This window comes from Exiguobacterium sp. s43 (assembly GCF_018617255.1).
In the GTDB taxonomy this organism is placed as follows: Bacteria; Bacillota; Bacilli; order Exiguobacteriales; family Exiguobacteriaceae; genus Exiguobacterium; species Exiguobacterium profundum.
In genome coordinates, this window is record NZ_JACSJT010000001.1 from 1,322,348 (window position 1) to 1,339,798 (window position 17,451).

Annotated in this window: 23 protein-coding genes and 1 other annotated feature; of the genes, 9 read left to right on the plus strand and 14 right to left on the minus strand. The window is 43.8% G+C overall.

Annotated features, from left to right (window positions below; translation table 11 throughout):
* Nucleotides 1-8: 8 nt before the first annotated feature.
* The 4 genes from KNO79_RS06775 to KNO79_RS06790 all read right to left on the minus strand — a co-directional run bounded on the left by KNO79_RS06775 (nucleotide 9) and on the right by KNO79_RS06790 (nucleotide 2,389).
* Nucleotides 9-467: a GNAT family N-acetyltransferase gene (locus KNO79_RS06775; protein WP_251125283.1), complete on the minus strand. Its 459-nt coding sequence runs from the start codon at nucleotides 465-467 to the stop codon at nucleotides 9-11.
* 82 nt (nucleotides 468-549) lie between these two features.
* Complete coding sequence (locus KNO79_RS06780) at nucleotides 550-1,233, minus strand: hypothetical protein (RefSeq protein ID WP_214690926.1); 684 nt, start codon at nucleotides 1,231-1,233, stop codon at nucleotides 550-552.
* Between the two features lie 6 nt (nucleotides 1,234-1,239).
* Nucleotides 1,240-1,920 carry a BatA domain-containing protein gene (locus KNO79_RS06785; protein WP_214690927.1) on the minus strand — a complete coding sequence of 227 codons (681 nt, stop codon included), beginning with the start codon at nucleotides 1,918-1,920 and terminating at the stop codon, nucleotides 1,240-1,242.
* 100 nt (nucleotides 1,921-2,020) lie between these two features.
* Nucleotides 2,021-2,389 carry a PH domain-containing protein gene (locus tag KNO79_RS06790; protein WP_214691275.1) on the minus strand — a complete coding sequence of 123 codons (369 nt, stop codon included), beginning with the start codon at nucleotides 2,387-2,389 and terminating at the stop codon, nucleotides 2,021-2,023.
* A 119-nt stretch (nucleotides 2,390-2,508) separates the two neighbouring features.
* Here KNO79_RS06790 and KNO79_RS06795 point away from each other — a divergent pair, with 119 nt between their 5' ends.
* From KNO79_RS06795 to KNO79_RS06815, 5 genes are all read left to right on the plus strand, one after another.
* Nucleotides 2,509-3,714, plus strand: coding sequence for a cation:proton antiporter (locus tag KNO79_RS06795; RefSeq protein WP_214690928.1), 1,206 nt, complete (start codon nucleotides 2,509-2,511; stop codon nucleotides 3,712-3,714).
* A gap of 95 nt (nucleotides 3,715-3,809) precedes the next feature.
* On the plus strand, nucleotides 3,810-4,106 hold the full coding sequence (locus KNO79_RS06800) for a hypothetical protein (protein WP_159562285.1): 297 nt from the start codon (nucleotides 3,810-3,812) through the stop codon (nucleotides 4,104-4,106).
* 29 nt (nucleotides 4,107-4,135) lie between these two features.
* On the plus strand, nucleotides 4,136-4,615 hold the full coding sequence (locus tag KNO79_RS06805) for a helix-turn-helix transcriptional regulator (protein WP_159562284.1): 480 nt from the start codon (nucleotides 4,136-4,138) through the stop codon (nucleotides 4,613-4,615).
* Nucleotides 4,599-4,883, plus strand: coding sequence for a hypothetical protein (locus tag KNO79_RS06810; RefSeq protein ID WP_159562283.1), 285 nt, complete (start codon nucleotides 4,599-4,601; stop codon nucleotides 4,881-4,883). The genes KNO79_RS06805 and KNO79_RS06810 overlap by 17 nt, the downstream gene beginning before the upstream one ends.
* An 18-nt stretch (nucleotides 4,884-4,901) precedes the next feature.
* Nucleotides 4,902-5,306, plus strand: coding sequence for a nucleoside 2-deoxyribosyltransferase (locus tag KNO79_RS06815; protein ID WP_159562282.1), 405 nt, complete (start codon nucleotides 4,902-4,904; stop codon nucleotides 5,304-5,306).
* On the opposite strand, the gene KNO79_RS06820 is transcribed toward KNO79_RS06815, so the two are convergent.
* Nucleotides 5,293-6,054, minus strand: coding sequence for a helix-turn-helix domain-containing protein (locus tag KNO79_RS06820; protein ID WP_214690929.1), 762 nt, complete (start codon nucleotides 6,052-6,054; stop codon nucleotides 5,293-5,295). The two genes, KNO79_RS06815 and KNO79_RS06820, sit on opposite strands and share 14 nt — an antisense overlap.
* A 127-nt stretch (nucleotides 6,055-6,181) precedes the next feature.
* Between KNO79_RS06820 and KNO79_RS06825 the strand changes: the two genes are divergently transcribed.
* On the plus strand, nucleotides 6,182-7,420 hold the full coding sequence (locus KNO79_RS06825; RefSeq protein ID WP_214690930.1) for an MFS transporter: 1,239 nt from the start codon (nucleotides 6,182-6,184) through the stop codon (nucleotides 7,418-7,420).
* A 99-nt stretch (nucleotides 7,421-7,519) separates the two neighbouring features.
* Nucleotides 7,520-7,772, plus strand: a binding site (T-box leader).
* Between the two features lie 59 nt (nucleotides 7,773-7,831).
* Entirely contained in the window at nucleotides 7,832-9,064 is a 1,233-nt protein-coding gene (locus KNO79_RS06830; protein ID WP_308162644.1) for an MFS transporter, read from the plus strand.
* A 67-nt stretch (nucleotides 9,065-9,131) separates the two neighbouring features.
* Here KNO79_RS06830 and KNO79_RS06835 read toward each other — a convergent pair whose 3' ends face one another.
* The gene (locus tag KNO79_RS06835; RefSeq protein WP_214690932.1) at nucleotides 9,132-9,518 is read right to left on the minus strand and encodes an NUDIX hydrolase; all 387 of its coding nucleotides are present in this window, start codon (nucleotides 9,516-9,518) and stop codon (nucleotides 9,132-9,134) included.
* A gap of 91 nt (nucleotides 9,519-9,609) precedes the next feature.
* Between KNO79_RS06835 and KNO79_RS06840 the strand changes: the two genes are divergently transcribed.
* Entirely contained in the window at nucleotides 9,610-10,311 is a 702-nt protein-coding gene (locus KNO79_RS06840; RefSeq protein WP_214690933.1) for a CPBP family intramembrane glutamic endopeptidase, read from the plus strand.
* Nucleotides 10,312-10,316: 5 nt separating this feature from the next.
* On the opposite strand, the gene KNO79_RS06845 is transcribed toward KNO79_RS06840, so the two are convergent.
* From KNO79_RS06845 to KNO79_RS06855, 3 genes are read right to left on the minus strand one after another with little or no spacing between them, the layout of a single operon-like run.
* Nucleotides 10,317-11,042, minus strand: coding sequence for a MerR family transcriptional regulator (locus tag KNO79_RS06845; RefSeq protein WP_214690934.1), 726 nt, complete (start codon nucleotides 11,040-11,042; stop codon nucleotides 10,317-10,319).
* A 23-nt stretch (nucleotides 11,043-11,065) separates the two neighbouring features.
* Nucleotides 11,066-12,043 (minus strand): serine hydrolase domain-containing protein, encoded by a 978-nt coding sequence (locus KNO79_RS06850; protein WP_214690935.1) that lies wholly within the window; start codon nucleotides 12,041-12,043, stop codon nucleotides 11,066-11,068.
* Nucleotides 12,021-12,566, minus strand: coding sequence for a Rossmann-fold NAD(P)-binding domain-containing protein (locus KNO79_RS06855; RefSeq protein ID WP_214690936.1), 546 nt, complete (start codon nucleotides 12,564-12,566; stop codon nucleotides 12,021-12,023). Before KNO79_RS06855 ends, KNO79_RS06850 begins: the two co-directional genes overlap by 23 nt.
* A gap of 217 nt (nucleotides 12,567-12,783) precedes the next feature.
* Between KNO79_RS06855 and KNO79_RS06860 the strand changes: the two genes are divergently transcribed.
* A complete protein-coding gene (locus KNO79_RS06860; protein ID WP_074037051.1) occupies nucleotides 12,784-13,593 on the plus strand; it encodes a GGDEF domain-containing protein in 810 nt (269 codons plus the stop codon).
* A 21-nt stretch (nucleotides 13,594-13,614) separates the two neighbouring features.
* On the opposite strand, the gene KNO79_RS06865 is transcribed toward KNO79_RS06860, so the two are convergent.
* The 5 genes from KNO79_RS06865 to KNO79_RS06885 form a co-directional block, all read right to left on the minus strand.
* Nucleotides 13,615-14,304 (minus strand): glyoxalase, encoded by a 690-nt coding sequence (locus tag KNO79_RS06865; protein ID WP_214690937.1) that lies wholly within the window; start codon nucleotides 14,302-14,304, stop codon nucleotides 13,615-13,617.
* 41 nt (nucleotides 14,305-14,345) lie between these two features.
* Complete coding sequence (locus tag KNO79_RS06870) at nucleotides 14,346-15,089, minus strand: hypothetical protein (RefSeq protein WP_159562272.1); 744 nt, start codon at nucleotides 15,087-15,089, stop codon at nucleotides 14,346-14,348.
* 14 nt (nucleotides 15,090-15,103) lie between these two features.
* Nucleotides 15,104-15,442: a DUF2199 domain-containing protein gene (locus tag KNO79_RS06875; protein WP_353048700.1), complete on the minus strand. Its 339-nt coding sequence runs from the start codon at nucleotides 15,440-15,442 to the stop codon at nucleotides 15,104-15,106.
* A 284-nt stretch (nucleotides 15,443-15,726) separates the two neighbouring features.
* Nucleotides 15,727-16,365 (minus strand): hypothetical protein, encoded by a 639-nt coding sequence (locus tag KNO79_RS06880; RefSeq protein ID WP_214690938.1) that lies wholly within the window; start codon nucleotides 16,363-16,365, stop codon nucleotides 15,727-15,729.
* A 122-nt stretch (nucleotides 16,366-16,487) separates the two neighbouring features.
* On the minus strand, nucleotides 16,488-17,405 hold the full coding sequence (locus KNO79_RS06885; protein WP_214690939.1) for an NAD(P)-dependent alcohol dehydrogenase: 918 nt from the start codon (nucleotides 17,403-17,405) through the stop codon (nucleotides 16,488-16,490).
* Between the last annotated feature and the right edge of the window lie 46 nt (nucleotides 17,406-17,451).

Below are 17,451 nucleotides of genomic sequence, written 5' to 3' on the forward strand. Positions count from 1 at the left end.
TGAATTCCTCATTTCTGTTCTTTCAGTTTTTTGATGAGTAAAATTTCATCCAATAAAGGAATCTTATCATATCCGACATGTGGGATTGTCGCTTTCAGTTTTCTTGCCCGCGTCACCGCATCATGAATGATTCGTTCTAGACGATAGCCACGACGTTGATAAAAGCCAAGCGCTCTCAAATTATCATTGGTTGTGATGACGATTAATTGCTTAACTCCGTGCTGCATACCAATTTCTTCAACAGCATGGAGTAAGTGAGAGCCGATCCCACTATTCTCTATCAGACTATCAAGAGATATGATTTCTACTTCTTCATCCCGAATAACATACGTAACAAGACCGTGAATTTGATTTGTTTTCATGTAGACAAATCCTTCGAGCTCTGCACAATCGTATGTTCCCGAAGAAACGACCATTTGAGTTGAACCCCAATGTTTAACAAAAAAATTGCGAATGTCTTCTTGCATACTAGTATTGATTGGTACAATCACTTAGTTCATCCCTGTCTATATATGATTAAAAAATACGGTGTTTGAAATATATTGCAAGCTAATATACTCTCTTATTATTGGTTTCATTCTGAAAGACTTCGGCACGTCTCCTCTCCTTGAACGGCCAACGATAAATCTTTTCCTCATTTCCGACATAGGCTACACCGTTTTCAATAGTCAACGAGGAACAGTCAAGGAGATGACGTGGCATCGGATAGGAGTCAATCCGTCCGTCCACTTGGACATGGACGAGACGACCGTCGATTGAAGAGATGACCCACACCCCCTTCTCTGATGCACACATCACGTCACAATCATGAAGGACCGGGCCCTTTCTGACCTCTTGATTATAGCGAAAACGTACGGTTCCCTCCTTTGAGAAACAGACGAGTGCCTCGGTCGAGATCCCATCTCCAAAGATGCCCTCGTCCCCATATCCAATCCAGATTCCCGTATCGTTCATTACAACTGCTGAAATCGCGTTTCCTGCATGAAAGGAATGATTGATCTGTCCATGCGTATCCAGCACCCACGCATTGATTGGTTCTCCTTCTATCGTAAACGCCCAAATGAACAAGTAATTCTCGTCGATGATTCGAATACCTGACACATATTCATGCCGTTTGAAGTCTATGATCAACCCATTCCAATGGATGTAGAATTGATGATTGGTCTTGACCAAACGAGCGGAACCCATTGACTTGCGCGCATCGGAAACAACCACCTCTATTTCATCGTTCATACACCATCACCCCTTACCGTCTTCGAATCGCTTAAACTCCAACGCCGCTCGAAATCGTCTAGATTCTTCATCACTCACCACTACATCCATATATCTCGATTTCCAATATGGGGAGAGGTCCACTTCTTCCACGCCGATCCGCTTGAACCAATCTCTCACCGTCTCATTCGACTGGTGTCTTGAGGCAATCGGCAAGTCCAGATTGAACTGGATGAGCGCATTCAGAATCGCATTATCGGTCCATTGAACCTCTTTGGATTCCACAAATCCATTTGCTTTAGCCTTACGCTCTCTTCGTTTTACGGCGTCACTCAAGAAATCAATGGTCGAGACGACACGCTTTCTTTTCCTTAGCACGCTGAGCGTCAAAATCAGAAGAACAATCAAACCCCCAATAAGGAACCATAACCAGTATGAATTTCCCGACTCGGTTACTGTCCCTCCTGTTTCGAACGTATAGTCTAAAAAGTCATTCTTCAAGAATTGAAAATCCTCATCATCTTTCAGACGAAACTTCCCTCCATATTCATCACTGCTGGTTCCGTCCTCTCCAGAAAAGAAAAGCACGATTCCACCTTTTGTCGGGTCGTGAAACCATTCCCAAAATAAACGAGCCAGATGAATCAATCCAGTCACCAACACCAAACTGCCGAACATCATCATCAATAATCGGGTTGTAAATCGCATCGTAACCTCCGTTACACATTATGTATGATCGTATCATGTATAATAAGAGATTGTCAGAAAAATCCAAATAAAAGGACCGAAAGATTTTCGGTCCACTGTTTTACAAAATTGCTTCCGCGAGCAGACGGTCGAACTTACGCACGTCCACTTTCTTGTTCAAATTAATTTTAATTGTACCGGCGCGAGTGAACAGCTGGACTTCGGAATTAAAGTCGAACATCCTCCCCGCATTCTCCGTCGAGTACATATTGATTGAGTCGTACGGAAGCGAGTAGACCTCAATTTTTTTACCCGTCAGTCCTTGTGCGTCACGGACAATCAGACGTTTGTTCGTGAAGACGGCGACGTCACGGACAGTCTTATAGGCAGCGACCGCCCGCTCCCCATCGATGAATGACTCCGTGATATCATTCGGCACCTCACATTCGGAATAAAACGTCCAAGATAACTCTCCAATCGGGTTTCCCATATTGATTCCTCCCTGAATAAATGACATGTACTACCACCTATATTCCACATTTTTCGTTTGATTAGACCTCGAATGGGAAGATAATGTATAGCATGTTGATTGTAGAGGAGGGCGTCGTCATGATTGCGCAGCAAATCATCACATTACTACTGATTGGCTATTTCATTTATTTGATTGATTCCAAACGAAATTATTTTCCGGTTCCGGTCATCTTGGTATTGATCGGAATAGCGCTCTCATATATCGCTTTTTTTGATTCGGTATTCATTTCAAAAGATATGATCTTCGAGGTGTTCCTACCGGCACTTCTATTTACATCGGCTTATCAGTTCAAATACAAAGATTTGAAAGACAATATCGGGATCATCACGATATTGAGTACGGTCGGTCTTGTCTTGACTGCCATCTTGATGGGATATGGCACGTTTTGGATCAGTGAGTTGTTTACACCACTCAGTTTGACCGCCTCTTTCTTATTGGCGTCCATCTTGATTCCAACCGACCCTGTTTCTGTGACCGCTATCTTAAAGCGGAGTAAAGGAGAGAAGCGGATTGCGGACGTCGTCGAAGGTGAATCGATGGTGAACGACGGGACGAGTGTCGTCATCTTCACGATTTTTCTTAGTATGTTCGCAACGGGAGAGCGATTCTCCACGCTTAGCTTTTTAAGTGAATTTTTGATAGTGTCTGCTGGAGGAATCGGGATCGGCTTCGTCTTTGGATTTGTACTTAAAAAATTGATGATTATCAGTTTTAAAAAGCATGAACTCGTCATGTTGACGATCGTCATCGCGTACGGGGCTTTCTATCTTGCCGACGCGCTGGAAGTATCGGGTGTCCTTGCGACCGTGACAGCAGGCATGATGCTCTCCCATGAGCTTGGCATGAAAGAAAATTATGAATCGGTCCAGCGTCACTTGGATGGATTTTGGGATATTGTGATTCCCATGCTACTCGCTCTCTTGTTCTTGTTGATTGGAATCGAAGCGACCAGCTACCTGTCTATATCGCTCTGGACGTTCGCAGCCCTATTATTCTTCCTTTCCATCTTGACCCGGTTCATCGTTGTCGGCGGTCTCGTCTATTCCATCCCTGTCTGGCGAAAGGAATTTAAAGACGATTTGACAGCGACTTCTCTCCTTACTTGGTCCGGGATTAAAGGAACAATGTCGATTGCCCTCGTCCTCTGGCTAGAGGCAGAGAACATTGACGGATCGAGCGAAATGATTTCTCTCGCCTTTGCCGTCATCCTCCTCTCTCTTGTCTTACAGAGTATTGGTGTTTATCCGCTCACTACCTATTTAACGAATAAAGATGACACGTGAAAAAATCCTTCCTCGGGAGGATTTTTTTATTCGGGAATTGACATCGACTACTTTAAGTGTAAAATTACACTTGTAATATACTAGGAGGTGATCTGTTGGAAAACACTTCAACACCATCCGCTGCCATCTCTACTGGGATAGTGACCGTCGCGCTTGCACTCGTCGCTTCATTTCTTACCCCATCATTTTTGAAAGTCGGAATCATCTGGGATATGGTCGCTTTCTTAGTGATTGGGATTGCGACATTCAGTTTTACATACCATTATTATCAATCAAAACGGTTGTCCTATTGGCAATACATTTGCTGTTATGTCATCGTCTGTCTCTTTTTATTCACCGTGTTTCTCGGAATCTCATGGTTACTGATTTTCATAAGCTCGGCGACGCTCTGAGTCGAACAAACAGGAAGGAAGAACCGATTATGAAAAAATCCGAATTTATTGGACAAGTCTCTCGAAAAATGAAATTGATTCGCATCGAATCCCAGTATTCACAGGAAGAGATGGCGAACTTACTTGGGATTTCAAAAAAAACACTCATCCAAATCGAGAAGGAGAGAAATGAAGCAAGCTGGTCGACGATTGTGACGCTATGCGCGCTGTTCAATGAAAGTGAGATTCTCGTACACTTGATTGGCGACGACCCCGTTGAATTCGTCAAACTGATTGCAACCGAGAACACATACGAGCCGAAAGAAAAAACACTCGGCGGACGTGTCTTTTGGCATGCGATCAAAGAGGGGTCCCACTTCATTCTTCAACAGAACATCATCAGCGGACATTACCGCATCATCGATCTCGATCATGTGAGATGGTACAGCACGTTTGATGCGGAAGATGCCGAACAGGTGCGGTTGAAGTTGGAACTTCATCGTGAGGAATCAGATGACACGAAAGCATAAAGATTTGATGATGGCTTTCAGTCTAATCGTCATAACGATCGTCTACTTTTGGCTGATTCCAAACATCGCGTATGACTACATTTGGTTCGTTGGCACAATCATTTTACTCGTACTCTCGTCTTTATCAATCACGCGCTTGATTCAATCATACCTTCCACTTTCTATGATGAAATTCGTCCTGATTAGCGTGATTTTTTTCCTTGTACTCTGTTGTCTGTTGATTATCCTATTTTATGTCGTAGCGCTTTACCAGATGAACCATTTGTGACGAATTGGAGGTCTTTGTATGCGATTTTATGTCGGTTCAAGCTTTTCAAATATCGAAGAAGTACGGTTCATCCGTGATCGACTGATTGCGCTCGACCACAGTCATACGTACGACTGGACCCAAAACGAACGTGCCGCTTCAATCGATGCGTTACGTGCGATTGGCGAAGAAGAGGTTGCTGGAATTCAAACAGCGGACTTCGTCGTCATCCTCTTGCCTGGAGGAAAAGGCGCACATGTAGAGCTCGGGATCGCTCTAGGAACGAACAAGCCCGTTTACCTATATGATTTGGGTGACCAGATGATGAATATGGAGGAGACGAGCACGTTTTATCATGTGGATGCGGTACAATGCTTGGAGGGATCGTTCCACGACCTCCCCCACCAAATCCAATATCAATTGGAGCTCTCTAATCACGTTTGAGCTGATGTCCTTTATTCTCACGAAATCGAGCCGGGGTGCAACCTACCCATTCTGTGAAATGTCTGTTCAGCTGAGCCGGACTATTGAATCCGACTTCCTGGCTGATTGCGAGTAACGTAAGGTCCGAATAGCGTAGAAGTGATTTCGCATGAATCAGGCGTTGTCTCGTGATGTATTGATACGGTGTCTGACCGATTCGCTCTCGAAAGCTCCGAATGAACTGATATTTGCTTTGATGGACGATTCGACTCAAGTCTTCAATGCGAAGCTCCGTATGATAAGAATCATGAATGACACGCAAGACCGGTGCAAATATGTCTTCATCCACAATCGAATCGCTTAGATGATGTCGAATGAATGTCATGACATCATCTGTCGAAGCATTCCCCAATAACTCTCGACTTGACCACTCCCCTAACAGCCTTCTTGTCGACATGACCGCTATCGAAGGAAACATTGGATTGATCCTGCTTTTAAATCCGCTCAAGCGGCTAGCAGTAAACCGAAAACTCACATAAGTCGTTTCAGTTGAATCCGCGAACAATCGAAAGGACTGATTCGGTTGAATCACAATCGATTCGCTGTCTTGGAGACGATATTCGAATACATCCACTTCAATCCCGATTTTCCCTCCCAACACGAGCACCCAGACGATGTCTTCTACGCTCTCTTCTCTCTCTGTCGTCCAATCTCCAATAAACGACACGTAATGAATGGTGACGTCAGGCAGTGTAAGTAATTGTTCCATACATCCCTCCAGATTATTGCGCCAAAATCGAGCAATAAAGTGCACGATGATTCACTTCAAATCACGCATACTGTTCATAACAGTCAAGTGGCCACTTCACTGACCTTATGAAAAGATGGTGATTCACATGTTTCAATCGCTTCATCCTAACCTAAAAGTTAGACTTGGCTTGAACTTCATTCAAAAGCTGACTCAAACCGCGGTATTTCCTTTTTTGACGATTTATTTCGTTCGACAATTCGGTGCGACGGAGACCGGACCGCTCATCGTCTTGACGATGATTGCCTCATTCATCGCAAGTCTCTATGGAGGCCATCTGTCCGATTGTTACGGAAGAAAACGAATTCTCTTCATCGGAGAAATACTACGTTTCGCATGTTATATCGGTATGACAATCGCAGGTTCCCATGTAATCGACAGTGCCATTTTATTAATTATCTTTTTCTTTTCTAGTAATCTTCTGAGTAGTGCCATCACGCCAGCAAACGAATCCATCTTGATTGATGATAGCCGACCCGAGCAGCGAAAATATTTGTATACACTCAATTACTGGCTGATGAACGGTTCCATCGTCATCGGTAGCTTAATCGGCGGCTTCTTCTTGGAACAGCATCTCTTCTACTTGTTAGTATCGGCAGCCTTCCTCTCATTCGGATGTGTCTTCTTCATTTACTTGAAACTCGAAGACCACTATCAACCTGTACGAACAAAATCACGGAAGACCACTCGTATGTGGACAGGATATGAAACGGTCATAAAGAATCGACTTTTTTTGAAATACCTCATCGCAGGTATTTTGACGTTGTCGTTAGAGTTGCAGCTTACGCATTATCTCGCGATTCACTTTGCTGAAACGTTACACGCTGTCCCGTTCTTTCATTTCTCACTAGATGGGACGAAGATTCTCGGACTGCTTCGAGCGGAGAATACGATTCTCGTGTTACTGCTCGGTCTTGTGTTGATGCGTTGGACCCAATCAATCTCTGAACGTGCGCTACTTTACACGGGTGTCACACTGTTCAGTCTTGGATTCGCCATTTTACCGGTTTCACATGATTTTTCAATGCTAGTGCTCGCTACGGCTTGTTTCACGTTCGGAGAGCTGCTATATGTTCCCATTCATCAAGCCATGTTAGCTCGACTCATAGAAGACCATCTGCGCAGTCAATACTTGGCCGTGAACGGTCTCCGCTACCGAGGTGCGCTTCTCATTGGCGCAATCAGCGTTTCGGCTTATAATGTCGTGTCACCCGGTTGGATGGCCATCACTTATATTTGCTTTGGAATATTGGCAATCTTCTTCTATCGTTCAATCTTGAAAGAACTGGATAAGTGCCAACCTTTAGAAATGAAGAAAGCGTCCTAGATCACAATCATAGTTTAGTATCTTGAAGGGGATATACATCTATCTACCAAAAACGTTTCCAATATTTGCACAATGTGCTATCCTTACAAAAATGATCTGATAAACGCGATGAAGAGAAGAGTAAATCCATGAATCTTTCGTAGAGAGCCCCGCCGGTGAAAAAGGGTAAAGAAGATGGATCGAAACAAGACTCCGAGCAGCGCCATGGAACTCACCCCGAGGGATATGGCGACGGGCACTCCCGTTATAGAGTTGAGGTATAGTCCGACTCGTTCGGCAGTACCAAACAAGGTTCGTACGGTGACGTGCGGACGAACAGGGGTGGCACCACGATGAGAATCTCGTCCCCAAGACTTCGTTCTTGGGGGTGGGATTTTTTTGCGTTGCGAAAGTGATTAAAAAATAGAAGGAGTGATTGACTTGAACTCGTTTCGAAAAACCTCTACGCTACTGCTCGTCAGTGTCGGAATCTCAAATCTCGGTGCTTGGGTATACTTTATCGCGCTCAACCTGATTGTCCTCGAGATGACGGGATCTCCATTCGCCGTCTCGATTCTCTATGTATTAGTCCCACTCGCTTCAATCACGGCGAACCTTTGGTCAGGTAGCCTGATTGACCGGGTCGATACGAGACGACTGATGATGTTGCTGGATGTCCTGCGCGCATGTCTCGTATTCTGCTTGGGCTGGATCGATTCTTTATGGTTCATCTATGGAGTCGTCTTCATCCTGAATCTGATGAGTTCATTATTCGAATCATCAAGCCTGGTCTACATGACGCAACTCGTACCTGCCTCGAACCGTCAAAAGTTCAATGCGATGAAAAACTTTGTACAGTCATCCGGTTTCATTTTAGGTCCGACGATTGCGGGTCTACTCTTTCTAGTCGGGAGCCCGACATTTGCGATTTTTGTGAACGCCTTCGCACTCATTGGATCGGTCGGTATGCTGATGCTCCTCCCATCTCACCTTCGAACGAATGCGCCTGTTGAACCATTCTCTATGCGGATGATCATTGACGATTGGAAGGTTGTCATCCGATTCGCTTCGAATGCCAAATACGTGACGCTCATTTATGGCTTGTTCTGCGTCATGACCATCTTCATGTCTGGACTCGACTCGTTGGAAGCGTCATTCGCGACCCAAGTCCTTCACTTATCTGAGAGCCGCTACGGATTTCTCGTCAGTATCGCTGGAATCGGGATTATTGCAGGGTCTCTCATTAATTCAAGATGGAGTCACCGCTTATCCTTATCGTTTTGTATCGGATTCGGGGGCATCATGACACCAGTCGGCTATCTTCTTTTCGCAAGTTCATCGTCATTCATGATGGCCTCAGTTGGATTTTTTGTCCTGACATTTGCGCTTGCCTTTGCAAATACCGGATTTTTATCATTCTATCAGCACCATGTCCCGGTCGAAATCATGGGTCGGTTCTCTGGCGTTATCAATGTGGGAGAATCAGTACTCGTCATCCTACTCACGTTCGGGATTGGACTCCTTGCCGAAATAGTTGGGATTCGCCCGGTCTATCTCGCATTCTCCATTCTCTTCTTCCTCATCGGTTGTTATACGATGTACGTCATGCGCGACCGTTCGAAACGGAACTATTTCACTTACAATCAAATTGAAGAAGCATCTTAATATATTTGCCGGTCGCTTATATGCGACCGGCTTGTTCTAATCGATGAATCGCTTCATTGATTTTTCATCATACACTCCACCGTTTAATCAGCTCAAGATCTTCTGGAAATGCAAGTTCCAATCGCTCCAATTCATGAATCGACCACCAATTGACTTCATCGATGTCCGAGTCGATAGTTGCGGTCGCCAACCGCTCCTTACACGTTGCCAAGAAATAATGTGTCTCGACCTGAAAGTTTGATATGATGGCTCGTTTGAAATGTAGTCGTTGATCAATCGAAATGCGATAGCCCGTCTCTTCTAACACTTCGCGCCGACAACACTGTTCCGGAGTTTCTCCGTCTTCTAGACCACCTGATGGCAAACTCCATTGTTGTATGTCACGATTCTTTACGAGTAGGACTTCCTTCTCTTCGTTGATGCATAAAGCAGCTGATCCAATCCATTGTTCCATAGTCTTAATACTCCTTTTTCATTTTTCTGCTTGCAGGTGACGTTACGTCACCCGATATGATGGGGCTACAACCACATAAGGAGGAAATATGATGTTGAATCAAATGCAAAAGAAAATATCTCCCATTTGGACATGGAACCAGTTCGCAATTACGATGGTTCTTCTATTCGGAGTGACGCCCCTACTCATCGAGCAACACTTACACAACTTTTTAGAGCGGTCATGGGGAAACACCCTCTATTCAGGAACAAGTATCGGCCTGTTATTAGCCATAATATTTATGACCGTCCTCTATCTCGTCGCAATACGTCCTCGGACCTTATCGCTCGAAACGTTAGGACTTCGCCGCATCTCATGGAAAGACTCGGGGATGATCTTTCTATGGACAATTGTGTTAATTGTACTCAGTATCATCATCGTCGTAGTCCAATCATATTTCGGCATCGGTACGTCGAATACAAAAACAGAGAGTTTGCAAAGTGACTTGTCGATTATCTCCATACTGATTGCGTTTGGATCGGCGGCTATCGTTTCACCACTCTATGAAGAAATCTTTTATCGTGGGTTCTTATACCGCTTCTTTCAAGAACGATTTGGGGTTTGGATCGGGATGCTAATAAGTGCTGGAATATTCACTCTCGCTCATTTACCGACGACAAACACGTTACTCGTCAATTTTGTATCGGGACTAGTATTTGCTTGGGTATATGAACGGACCAACTCTATCTATTCCAGCATGCTCATCCATGGCACCTTTAATGGGCTAGCCGTTCTATTGACTGCATTGGCGTGAGGGAATCACTCTTGATATAGTGAATCAATATAGGCAAGAATCGATGCATCGATTGGATACAGTCCTAATTCATTCGATGCATCAGTTGATTTTCGAATCATCCAAAATGATTCAATCAATTGTTGATCTTGTCCAAATGTCTCGTCTGTTAACCATGTCAAATCTTCTTTAAGAATTTGAGCTTCTTTTGAGGAAGGGGCGACCCCACGTTCCAATAAAATTTCAATTCTCCGAATCAAGTTGATCCACTTTTTCGTATCATGCTCACCGTCTTCTAATTTAGGTAAACTTGATTGCAATGAATCAGACTCTTCTTCCGTAAAATAGTCCGTCCATTGTTTCCGGTCATTTGATTTAGCTTGAATAGTTTGCAGTTTCGTCCAATCGATTTTTTCATTTTCAAGCTTCATGGATTGAAGGAGTGTGACAGTATGGTTTCTGGCCTGCTTCAATTCCTCTATCTTTCCTTCTAACGAGGACAGATGTGCGGACAAGATGCTTGTAAGTGATTGCTCATCTAAGATTCTCCGAATCTCATCAAGCGGCACGGCCATCGATTTTAAAAGCATGATTTTTTGAAGGCGAAACATTTCGTCGTCACTATAAAATCGTTTCTGTACATCGTTTGTATACGATGGAGTGACCAAATTGATTTGGTCATAGTATCGAAGCGTACGCACTGACACGTTCAGTTTTCTCGCGACTTCTCCAGTAGAATAGTGTCTAGCCAACGTATGATCCTCCTTATAATATGTTATGTGTATATATGCAGTAGTTGTCCAATCAATCCTTCGAACTGATGAACCCCTTCATTCCGATTTGACAAACAAATGAAACCTGTTGGAGAGTCTTTCTCCATCACGAGCAAACATTGAAACCCGATCCCCCAACCGAATGAGAATCCCTTACCTGGCTTGTTGGGATTTATAAATAGACCATGTCCTACTTCGGCATTTGTGGAAGATGGTGTGAATAAAACCCTTCTTGACTCGTTACTCAAGAACCCTTCTTTCGTAATTGCGTTGACGAGTATCGCTAAATCGGAAGCCGTTGTCCAAAGACCACTCGCTGCAGGGTAAGGATAATAGCATGACTTTGGAGAGACGACTGACCCGTTTGGTTCAATCCCGATAACGCCATACTTCTCTATCCTCTCTAAATCATACGAACTTGAGTTCATATCCAGCGGTGCAAAGATGTATTCAGTCATGATTTTTTCAAATGTAGAAGACATACATTGCTCAATCGCATGTTGGAGTAAACAGTAACCAGAATCTGAATAGTGGAACGTTCCAACTTCCTGTGACTGGATAAACACCGGTCGCTCATAATAAGGTGTGTTACCCAATATTATCTCTTCCATCGAAGGGATCTCTGTACATTGATCCATCGTCCCGAACTGATCAGGCAAATCGATTATGCCAGCCTGATGTTGGATAAGCTGTCGTATCGTGATTTGTGAAGGAATCCCATTTTCATCATTCAACGTGAAGGAAGAGAAATAATCATTGATTTCCGAGTCTAAATTTAACTTCTGATCTTCAACGAGCTTCAAAATGAGAATCACCGTTACAAATTTACTAATCGAACAGGCGGCGAACATCCTGCCTTCACAAGAGACGTCTCCCAATTGAAATGCGGACAACTCCCTTCTTTCAGTGATAGTTGCCAAATCTAAATTTGATACATGGTGCTTCTCCATCCATTCGCTAATCGTTTCTCGAGTGAACATTTATGTCATCCTTTCGTGTACCAATCAATCGATAGTCGTCTTGGTTCTGCATAGCATCGTGAACACCTTTCACAATCTCGTCGTGTGTCAACCAACGGACAGATGCCAACTTATGCATTTCACCTAATTGGACTTGCCGATACAGCTGTTGTTCATTGAGACATAGACATGCCTTCTCATATTCCGGATTCGCCCGGCTACCTAAAATATGTATCACCTCTGCAGTTTCCGAATGATTCAAAATGAGTTGCATCGCTTTCCCTGAGCCTCGGTGCACCCACGCGATGACTCGATCAAATGGACCGTTTTTTTGCACTGCACTCTGTAGTGCGTTTGAAAGTAGTTCCTCATCGCAATAATCAACAATCAGCGGATGACACGTTTCAGGATTTCTTTGTACGACGCTTGCCATTTTTTCTTTATTTCGTCCAATGACCGTGACATCATGTTCGATTGCCAAATAAGATGCGAGTCCTGCCAACATCCCCGTCCCTCCGACGAGCAATATATGTTTTCGATTCATGCTATCACCTCTTTTTCCATTATACACCAATCGTTCGTACTTCTTTTTCTAAAGAAGTGTTCGCAAACATTCACGTCTTTTCAAAAATAAGCCTTTTAAAATAGAGTGAATCACTTATAATGAATCAAGTGTTCGAATCGGTTTGAACAATCACTATTTCGGAAAATGGATAATAGTGTTATCATTGCAATTTATTTCTTTTAAGAGGAGGATACCTATGAGACACTGGACAACGATGTCCATACAACTAATCGCACTCATCGTTGTATCGTTGACATGTAGTATTCTACTTTCCTCTGTGCTGATCCTGAATCATCTACCCGTTTGGTGGATGATCTGTATTCCGATTCTTTATCTTTCAACTTTGCTTATTCACCGAGCGTCTGGTGTACTCATTCTGTTAGGATTCGCTGCTTACTTTTTAATCACGATGCCTGTGTATGAGACTGCCGCTACTGCGCAACTATATATTTTATTACTATTAGCGATTTTGACGGGGTTGTCTTACTGGCTCCAAGTCAAGCTGTTTCATGCCCAGTTTGCACTAAAGGTTGCGGAAGCGAGGGTCAGTCAGTTAATTGCGGTCGACCCAGAGACCGGTTTTGATAACCGTGATCGTTTTTTGATGGATATAGAGGCTGAACGGGATCGGTTGATTCGCCACGGTGAAACGTTCGTGGTGTCATTCATCACACTGCCCATTCTCGATCATTTTGAAAAACAGTATGGTTCATCCGAATATGAATGGTTCTTATACTATTTTAGTGACGAACTTCACGAAGCGACTCGACGAACGGACAAGAAGTATCGGGTTGCGCAAGACACATTCGCCATGATTTTCCCTCGAACTTCAATCGAAAATGCACAAATTGTACATGAACGAATCAGACCACTACTACTAGATTATTCACGTCAGAACGGTGATTCGCTCACTGTTGAATGCTCAGACCAATCGTTTGAAGTGAACTTGGAGAACGCAGTCATACGATTAGAAGAAATTCATCGGTATGTCGAATCTAAAGACTAAAAAATGAGTTCAATTGTGAACTCATTTTTTGATGGAGTGAATATGAATTTCGTGTTTCTCATCCATTTCGACGATGTATCGTTGATCAAGTACCATCTGAATTGGGCTCGGAATCGACAGTTTTGGTGAAAACAGCCACACACGACCTGCAGGAACTAATAAAATGTATGTCTCGCTATTCGATGCGCCTAAAAAGTTCAGATGACGCTCATCGATTTGGTTACCGTCTCGGCGGTGGATCTCGATGTTTGAAAGTTCTTGTGCGACATGTAGCGGATCTTCCACAGTCAAACTCATCTCGCCAATTCCAAGAAATTCATTCGACGAAAAGGACTCGATGTTACTTTCTGGATTAATCGAATGTCGAGCAATCAACTCGACGACATTCTCATCCATATCGTAAAAATAAAGCGATGATGCATCGATTCCTTCAAAATAGATTTCGTCCTCACCGTCTTCAGTCAAAAGCGGGACACGTGACATCAGCCATTCTTTCGCTGTTTTGAATCGATTAGCCGGAATATTGATAGCGAAATGGTATTGTCGCTCTTGCTCCGTTTTAGCCTCTTGAAATACCAACGCATCTTCACCTAGATTGATTCGAAAACTGGTCAGGTCTTCCTCACTGACTGATAATCCAAGTCGTTCCGTATAGAAACGTTTCATTTCGTCAAGTCGGTTCGTGTAGAGTGTCGTTTCTGTGATTCTCATGATTTCTTCCCTCGCATTCCTTATCACTATTCTTAATTCTTTCATTTGATCATTCGCTTGTACTTTTTATATTCTGTCCAACTCATATCCATCCCTAACAGCTCGTTACAAACATCCCTCTGCCAAGTGTGTGGATTGAAACCAATCACTGGCTTTGACTTTTCACCTGAATCATCAAAAGTCAGAACCAATTGAGCCACACCTTTTTCCATATAGGTTTTAGCCAATCTCTGATTAAACCGGCTGTAATGCTCACCTAAAGAAAAGGTTGGCTGCACTGCCCACGGACATCGCTCGATTGCCATTTGAAGATACTCGCGCTCTTTATGTCGTAGCACTTTTGACATGCTTAGACAAATCAATGCAGAAATTTCAGGTGTTGCTGCTTCGATCAATCGATTCGCTACCTCAATGACTTCCTCGTCCATCTCGAAATCATTCCATCCTATATCATATAACGCCAAGGCAAAGTAGAAGGGTTTATCTGGATGGTATGAAAAAGCTGTTCGGCAAAACGCGTTCACTCGATCATAATCTTCAATCCGATCCAACCGTTCATAACCAATAAGCAGATCCCAGCGATATGAATCGGTCGGATCAAGTAGCACATAGTCAATTAACAGCTGCTCGATGTCCGGAGTGTCGCGCATGAAGTGTCCAAGTTCTTTGAATCGTTTGTCGTGAACAAGTAACTCGATTCGCTCCAACATCTTCTGCTGAATCGAAGTGAGCACTTGATTTCCTGTGTACAAATCGAAAATCAAAGATGACTTCAATTGACTCACCCTGATCTCCTCCTTTATCCATTACGTTCAACGAGTCGGAATATATCATCGACCCGCAACCTGGTGATACCATTACGTTGCTCCATTGCAAGAGGATGATTCGTTGGTTCGAGTTCAATCAATGGACGTATTCCGACTGCACGCATATGTACATTTGTCTTTAGATTGATGGTATCTGGATAGATAGGAAGTTCCGTCGATAGCCAGCCGAACATCGAATCGAGGTCAATACGCGTTGGTTCATCCCATAAATCGATGACTTTGAAAAAGTTATTCGGACTGAGTGATACCCAGACATTCCAGATGAAAGGATCGTCTTCTCCAATGATTGGAATTTCGAGGCATCCGCTGATAAAGAAATGAGCTTCATCGAGGACGCATAATCATCTGTCAAGACGACGCGTTTCTTCATCTCCCGTTTCGACAGCCCTTCTAATATTGCTGGCATGATTGATCCAAAACCGACTTTACTTTCGGTTCTCGTGCCACATGTTGAGCAGTTGTAATCACTGTTGTGCTTTCGTTTGAAAAGATATCTCATAAGTACTCGTTTTCTAGTTCAAATTCAAATTGTGGTATGTGAAATAAATATACATTCTACGCGCATTTCATTTTAATTTAAGGATGTCACAGTTTATTAGACGAATATTGTAACTCTTGAAACAGTCTCTAGCACTCGCGTTCTCGTATCATTTTTCGATAGAAACACCTCTTCCCCCTTTTCATCGAAGCAATATGCGATCGGAATGGAGATTCCACAATTTCGATACGACCCATCTGCATGACTCGTTCCGATGATCATCGCTTTTCGTTCCATCGCAATTTTTCTCGCTTCTTCCGACCACTCCATGAATTGCTCCTCACTAAACATCCCGACTCCGATTGGATTGAATATGATCGACAGATGCTCATGCGTTTTCAAGCCCTCACACCCCATAAAAATCTCCCTGCAAAGTAAATAACCGTATTCTTCCGCTCCATCCGTGACACTTGATGGCATGAACAAGAGCTCATTCTCTGGTGTTTTCCGTCGCGTTAACAACGTGTCACCTTGCTTGTTTATGATGAGGACCCGATCTTTATTCGTGTCATCTCGATACCCTAAAACAATCGATGTGTTGAATTTGATTGCTAAGTCACTTAGCCCATCTAATTCTGTATATGTACAATATCCCTCTGGATAGAGAATCAAGTCCACCGTCGGGTTCGACTCAATCTCTCGCTTCAGTTGCTCGAGATTTCGCTCTATCTTCGGTTGCCCAATCAATATATTCATGACTATTCGCCCGCTCTCATGATTTGTCTAGTTGGTGAATCCATTCATATGTAAGTGAGGTTGTCGACCAAACCCCACGATAAAGCAAGAATTTGATACTTCTCTTTATACTATCATTTAATTTATTCTGCATTAATGCTAACCATCACATTTCCAACCTTTTTCCCTTGGTCCACATATCGGTGCGCTTCGACAATCTTATCGAGTGGATATACCGTATCAATGACGGGTTGCAATGCTCCTGACTCAAACAATTCGTTCAAAAATATCAAATCCTCTTTACGTTCCATGGCTGGTCCTTGCCCCGCGACAGAACTGAAGGCCCCGTTATCGCTCACATGGGCTTTCGCTAATCGTTTATCGATTTTCCCTGAGGCATCAAAGACCACATCATACGTATTTAATTCAAGATCGTACCCCTCTTTCGTGTAATCGACGACCACATCAGCCCCAAGTCGCTTCACAAGTTCAACGTTTCGCTCGTGGCAAACTGCTGTGACATGCACGCCGTAATGCTTCGCAATCTGTACGGCAGTCGAACCGACAGCACCTGTGCCACCATAAATGAGAACGTTGTTCGCCCGGTCGATATGTGCCTTCCGCAAAAAATGTAACGACGTCGTACCTCCGAACGGTAGAGCAGCCGCCTCGATAAAGCTGGCATGCGTGGGCATCTGAAACACACATTTCGATTCGTTCACACAAGCGAATTCTGCATATCCGCCAAACCGCATCCCAGTCAGGGCATAGACGTTGTCTCCGACCTGAAAGTTTTTCACACTGTTGCCTGTTTCCACGACGATACCTGCCAACACGACACCGAGAATCGGTTGACGTGGCGCCTTAAACCCTACAACCATTCGCATGGGAAGTCTCCCCAATGGAGGGACGTCTAGTGCTCGGAGGCGTCGATCTCCCGAGTGGACGGCCGATGCATGGACTCGAACCAGCAACTCATTGCTTTTCGGCTTCGGTTGATTCACTTCTTGAATGACAAGTACTTCAGGTGGCCCATACGCGGTACAAATCACAGCTTTCATATTGATTCACTCCATTCATCAATTGTCACCTTAATCTGTTATACAC

Coding starts and splice junctions, on each gene's coding strand:
- KNO79_RS06775 (WP_251125283.1), bottom strand. CDS start 467: ATGCAAGAAGACATTCGCAATTTTTTTGTTAAACATTGGGGTTCAACT.
- KNO79_RS06780 (WP_214690926.1), bottom strand. CDS start 1,233: ATGAACGATGAAATAGAGGTGGTTGTTTCCGATGCGCGCAAGTCAATG.
- KNO79_RS06785 (WP_214690927.1), bottom strand. CDS start 1,920: ATGCGATTTACAACCCGATTATTGATGATGATGTTCGGCAGTTTGGTG.
- KNO79_RS06790 (WP_214691275.1), bottom strand. CDS start 2,389: ATGGGAAACCCGATTGGAGAGTTATCTTGGACGTTTTATTCCGAATGT.
- KNO79_RS06795 (WP_214690928.1), top strand. CDS start 2,509: ATGATTGCGCAGCAAATCATCACATTACTACTGATTGGCTATTTCATT.
- KNO79_RS06805 (WP_159562284.1), top strand. CDS start 4,136: ATGAAAAAATCCGAATTTATTGGACAAGTCTCTCGAAAAATGAAATTG.
- KNO79_RS06810 (WP_159562283.1), top strand. CDS start 4,599: ATGACACGAAAGCATAAAGATTTGATGATGGCTTTCAGTCTAATCGTC.
- KNO79_RS06815 (WP_159562282.1), top strand. CDS start 4,902: ATGCGATTTTATGTCGGTTCAAGCTTTTCAAATATCGAAGAAGTACGG.
- KNO79_RS06820 (WP_214690929.1), bottom strand. CDS start 6,054: ATGGAACAATTACTTACACTGCCTGACGTCACCATTCATTACGTGTCG.
- KNO79_RS06825 (WP_214690930.1), top strand. CDS start 6,182: ATGTTTCAATCGCTTCATCCTAACCTAAAAGTTAGACTTGGCTTGAAC.
- KNO79_RS06835 (WP_214690932.1), bottom strand. CDS start 9,518: ATGGAACAATGGATTGGATCAGCTGCTTTATGCATCAACGAAGAGAAG.
- KNO79_RS06840 (WP_214690933.1), top strand. CDS start 9,610: ATGTTGAATCAAATGCAAAAGAAAATATCTCCCATTTGGACATGGAAC.
- KNO79_RS06850 (WP_214690935.1), bottom strand. CDS start 12,043: ATGTTCACTCGAGAAACGATTAGCGAATGGATGGAGAAGCACCATGTA.
- KNO79_RS06855 (WP_214690936.1), bottom strand. CDS start 12,566: ATGAATCGAAAACATATATTGCTCGTCGGAGGGACGGGGATGTTGGCA.
- KNO79_RS06860 (WP_074037051.1), top strand. CDS start 12,784: ATGAGACACTGGACAACGATGTCCATACAACTAATCGCACTCATCGTT.
- KNO79_RS06865 (WP_214690937.1), bottom strand. CDS start 14,304: ATGAGAATCACAGAAACGACACTCTACACGAACCGACTTGACGAAATG.
- KNO79_RS06880 (WP_214690938.1), bottom strand. CDS start 16,365: ATGAATATATTGATTGGGCAACCGAAGATAGAGCGAAATCTCGAGCAA.
- KNO79_RS06885 (WP_214690939.1), bottom strand. CDS start 17,405: ATGAAAGCTGTGATTTGTACCGCGTATGGGCCACCTGAAGTACTTGTC.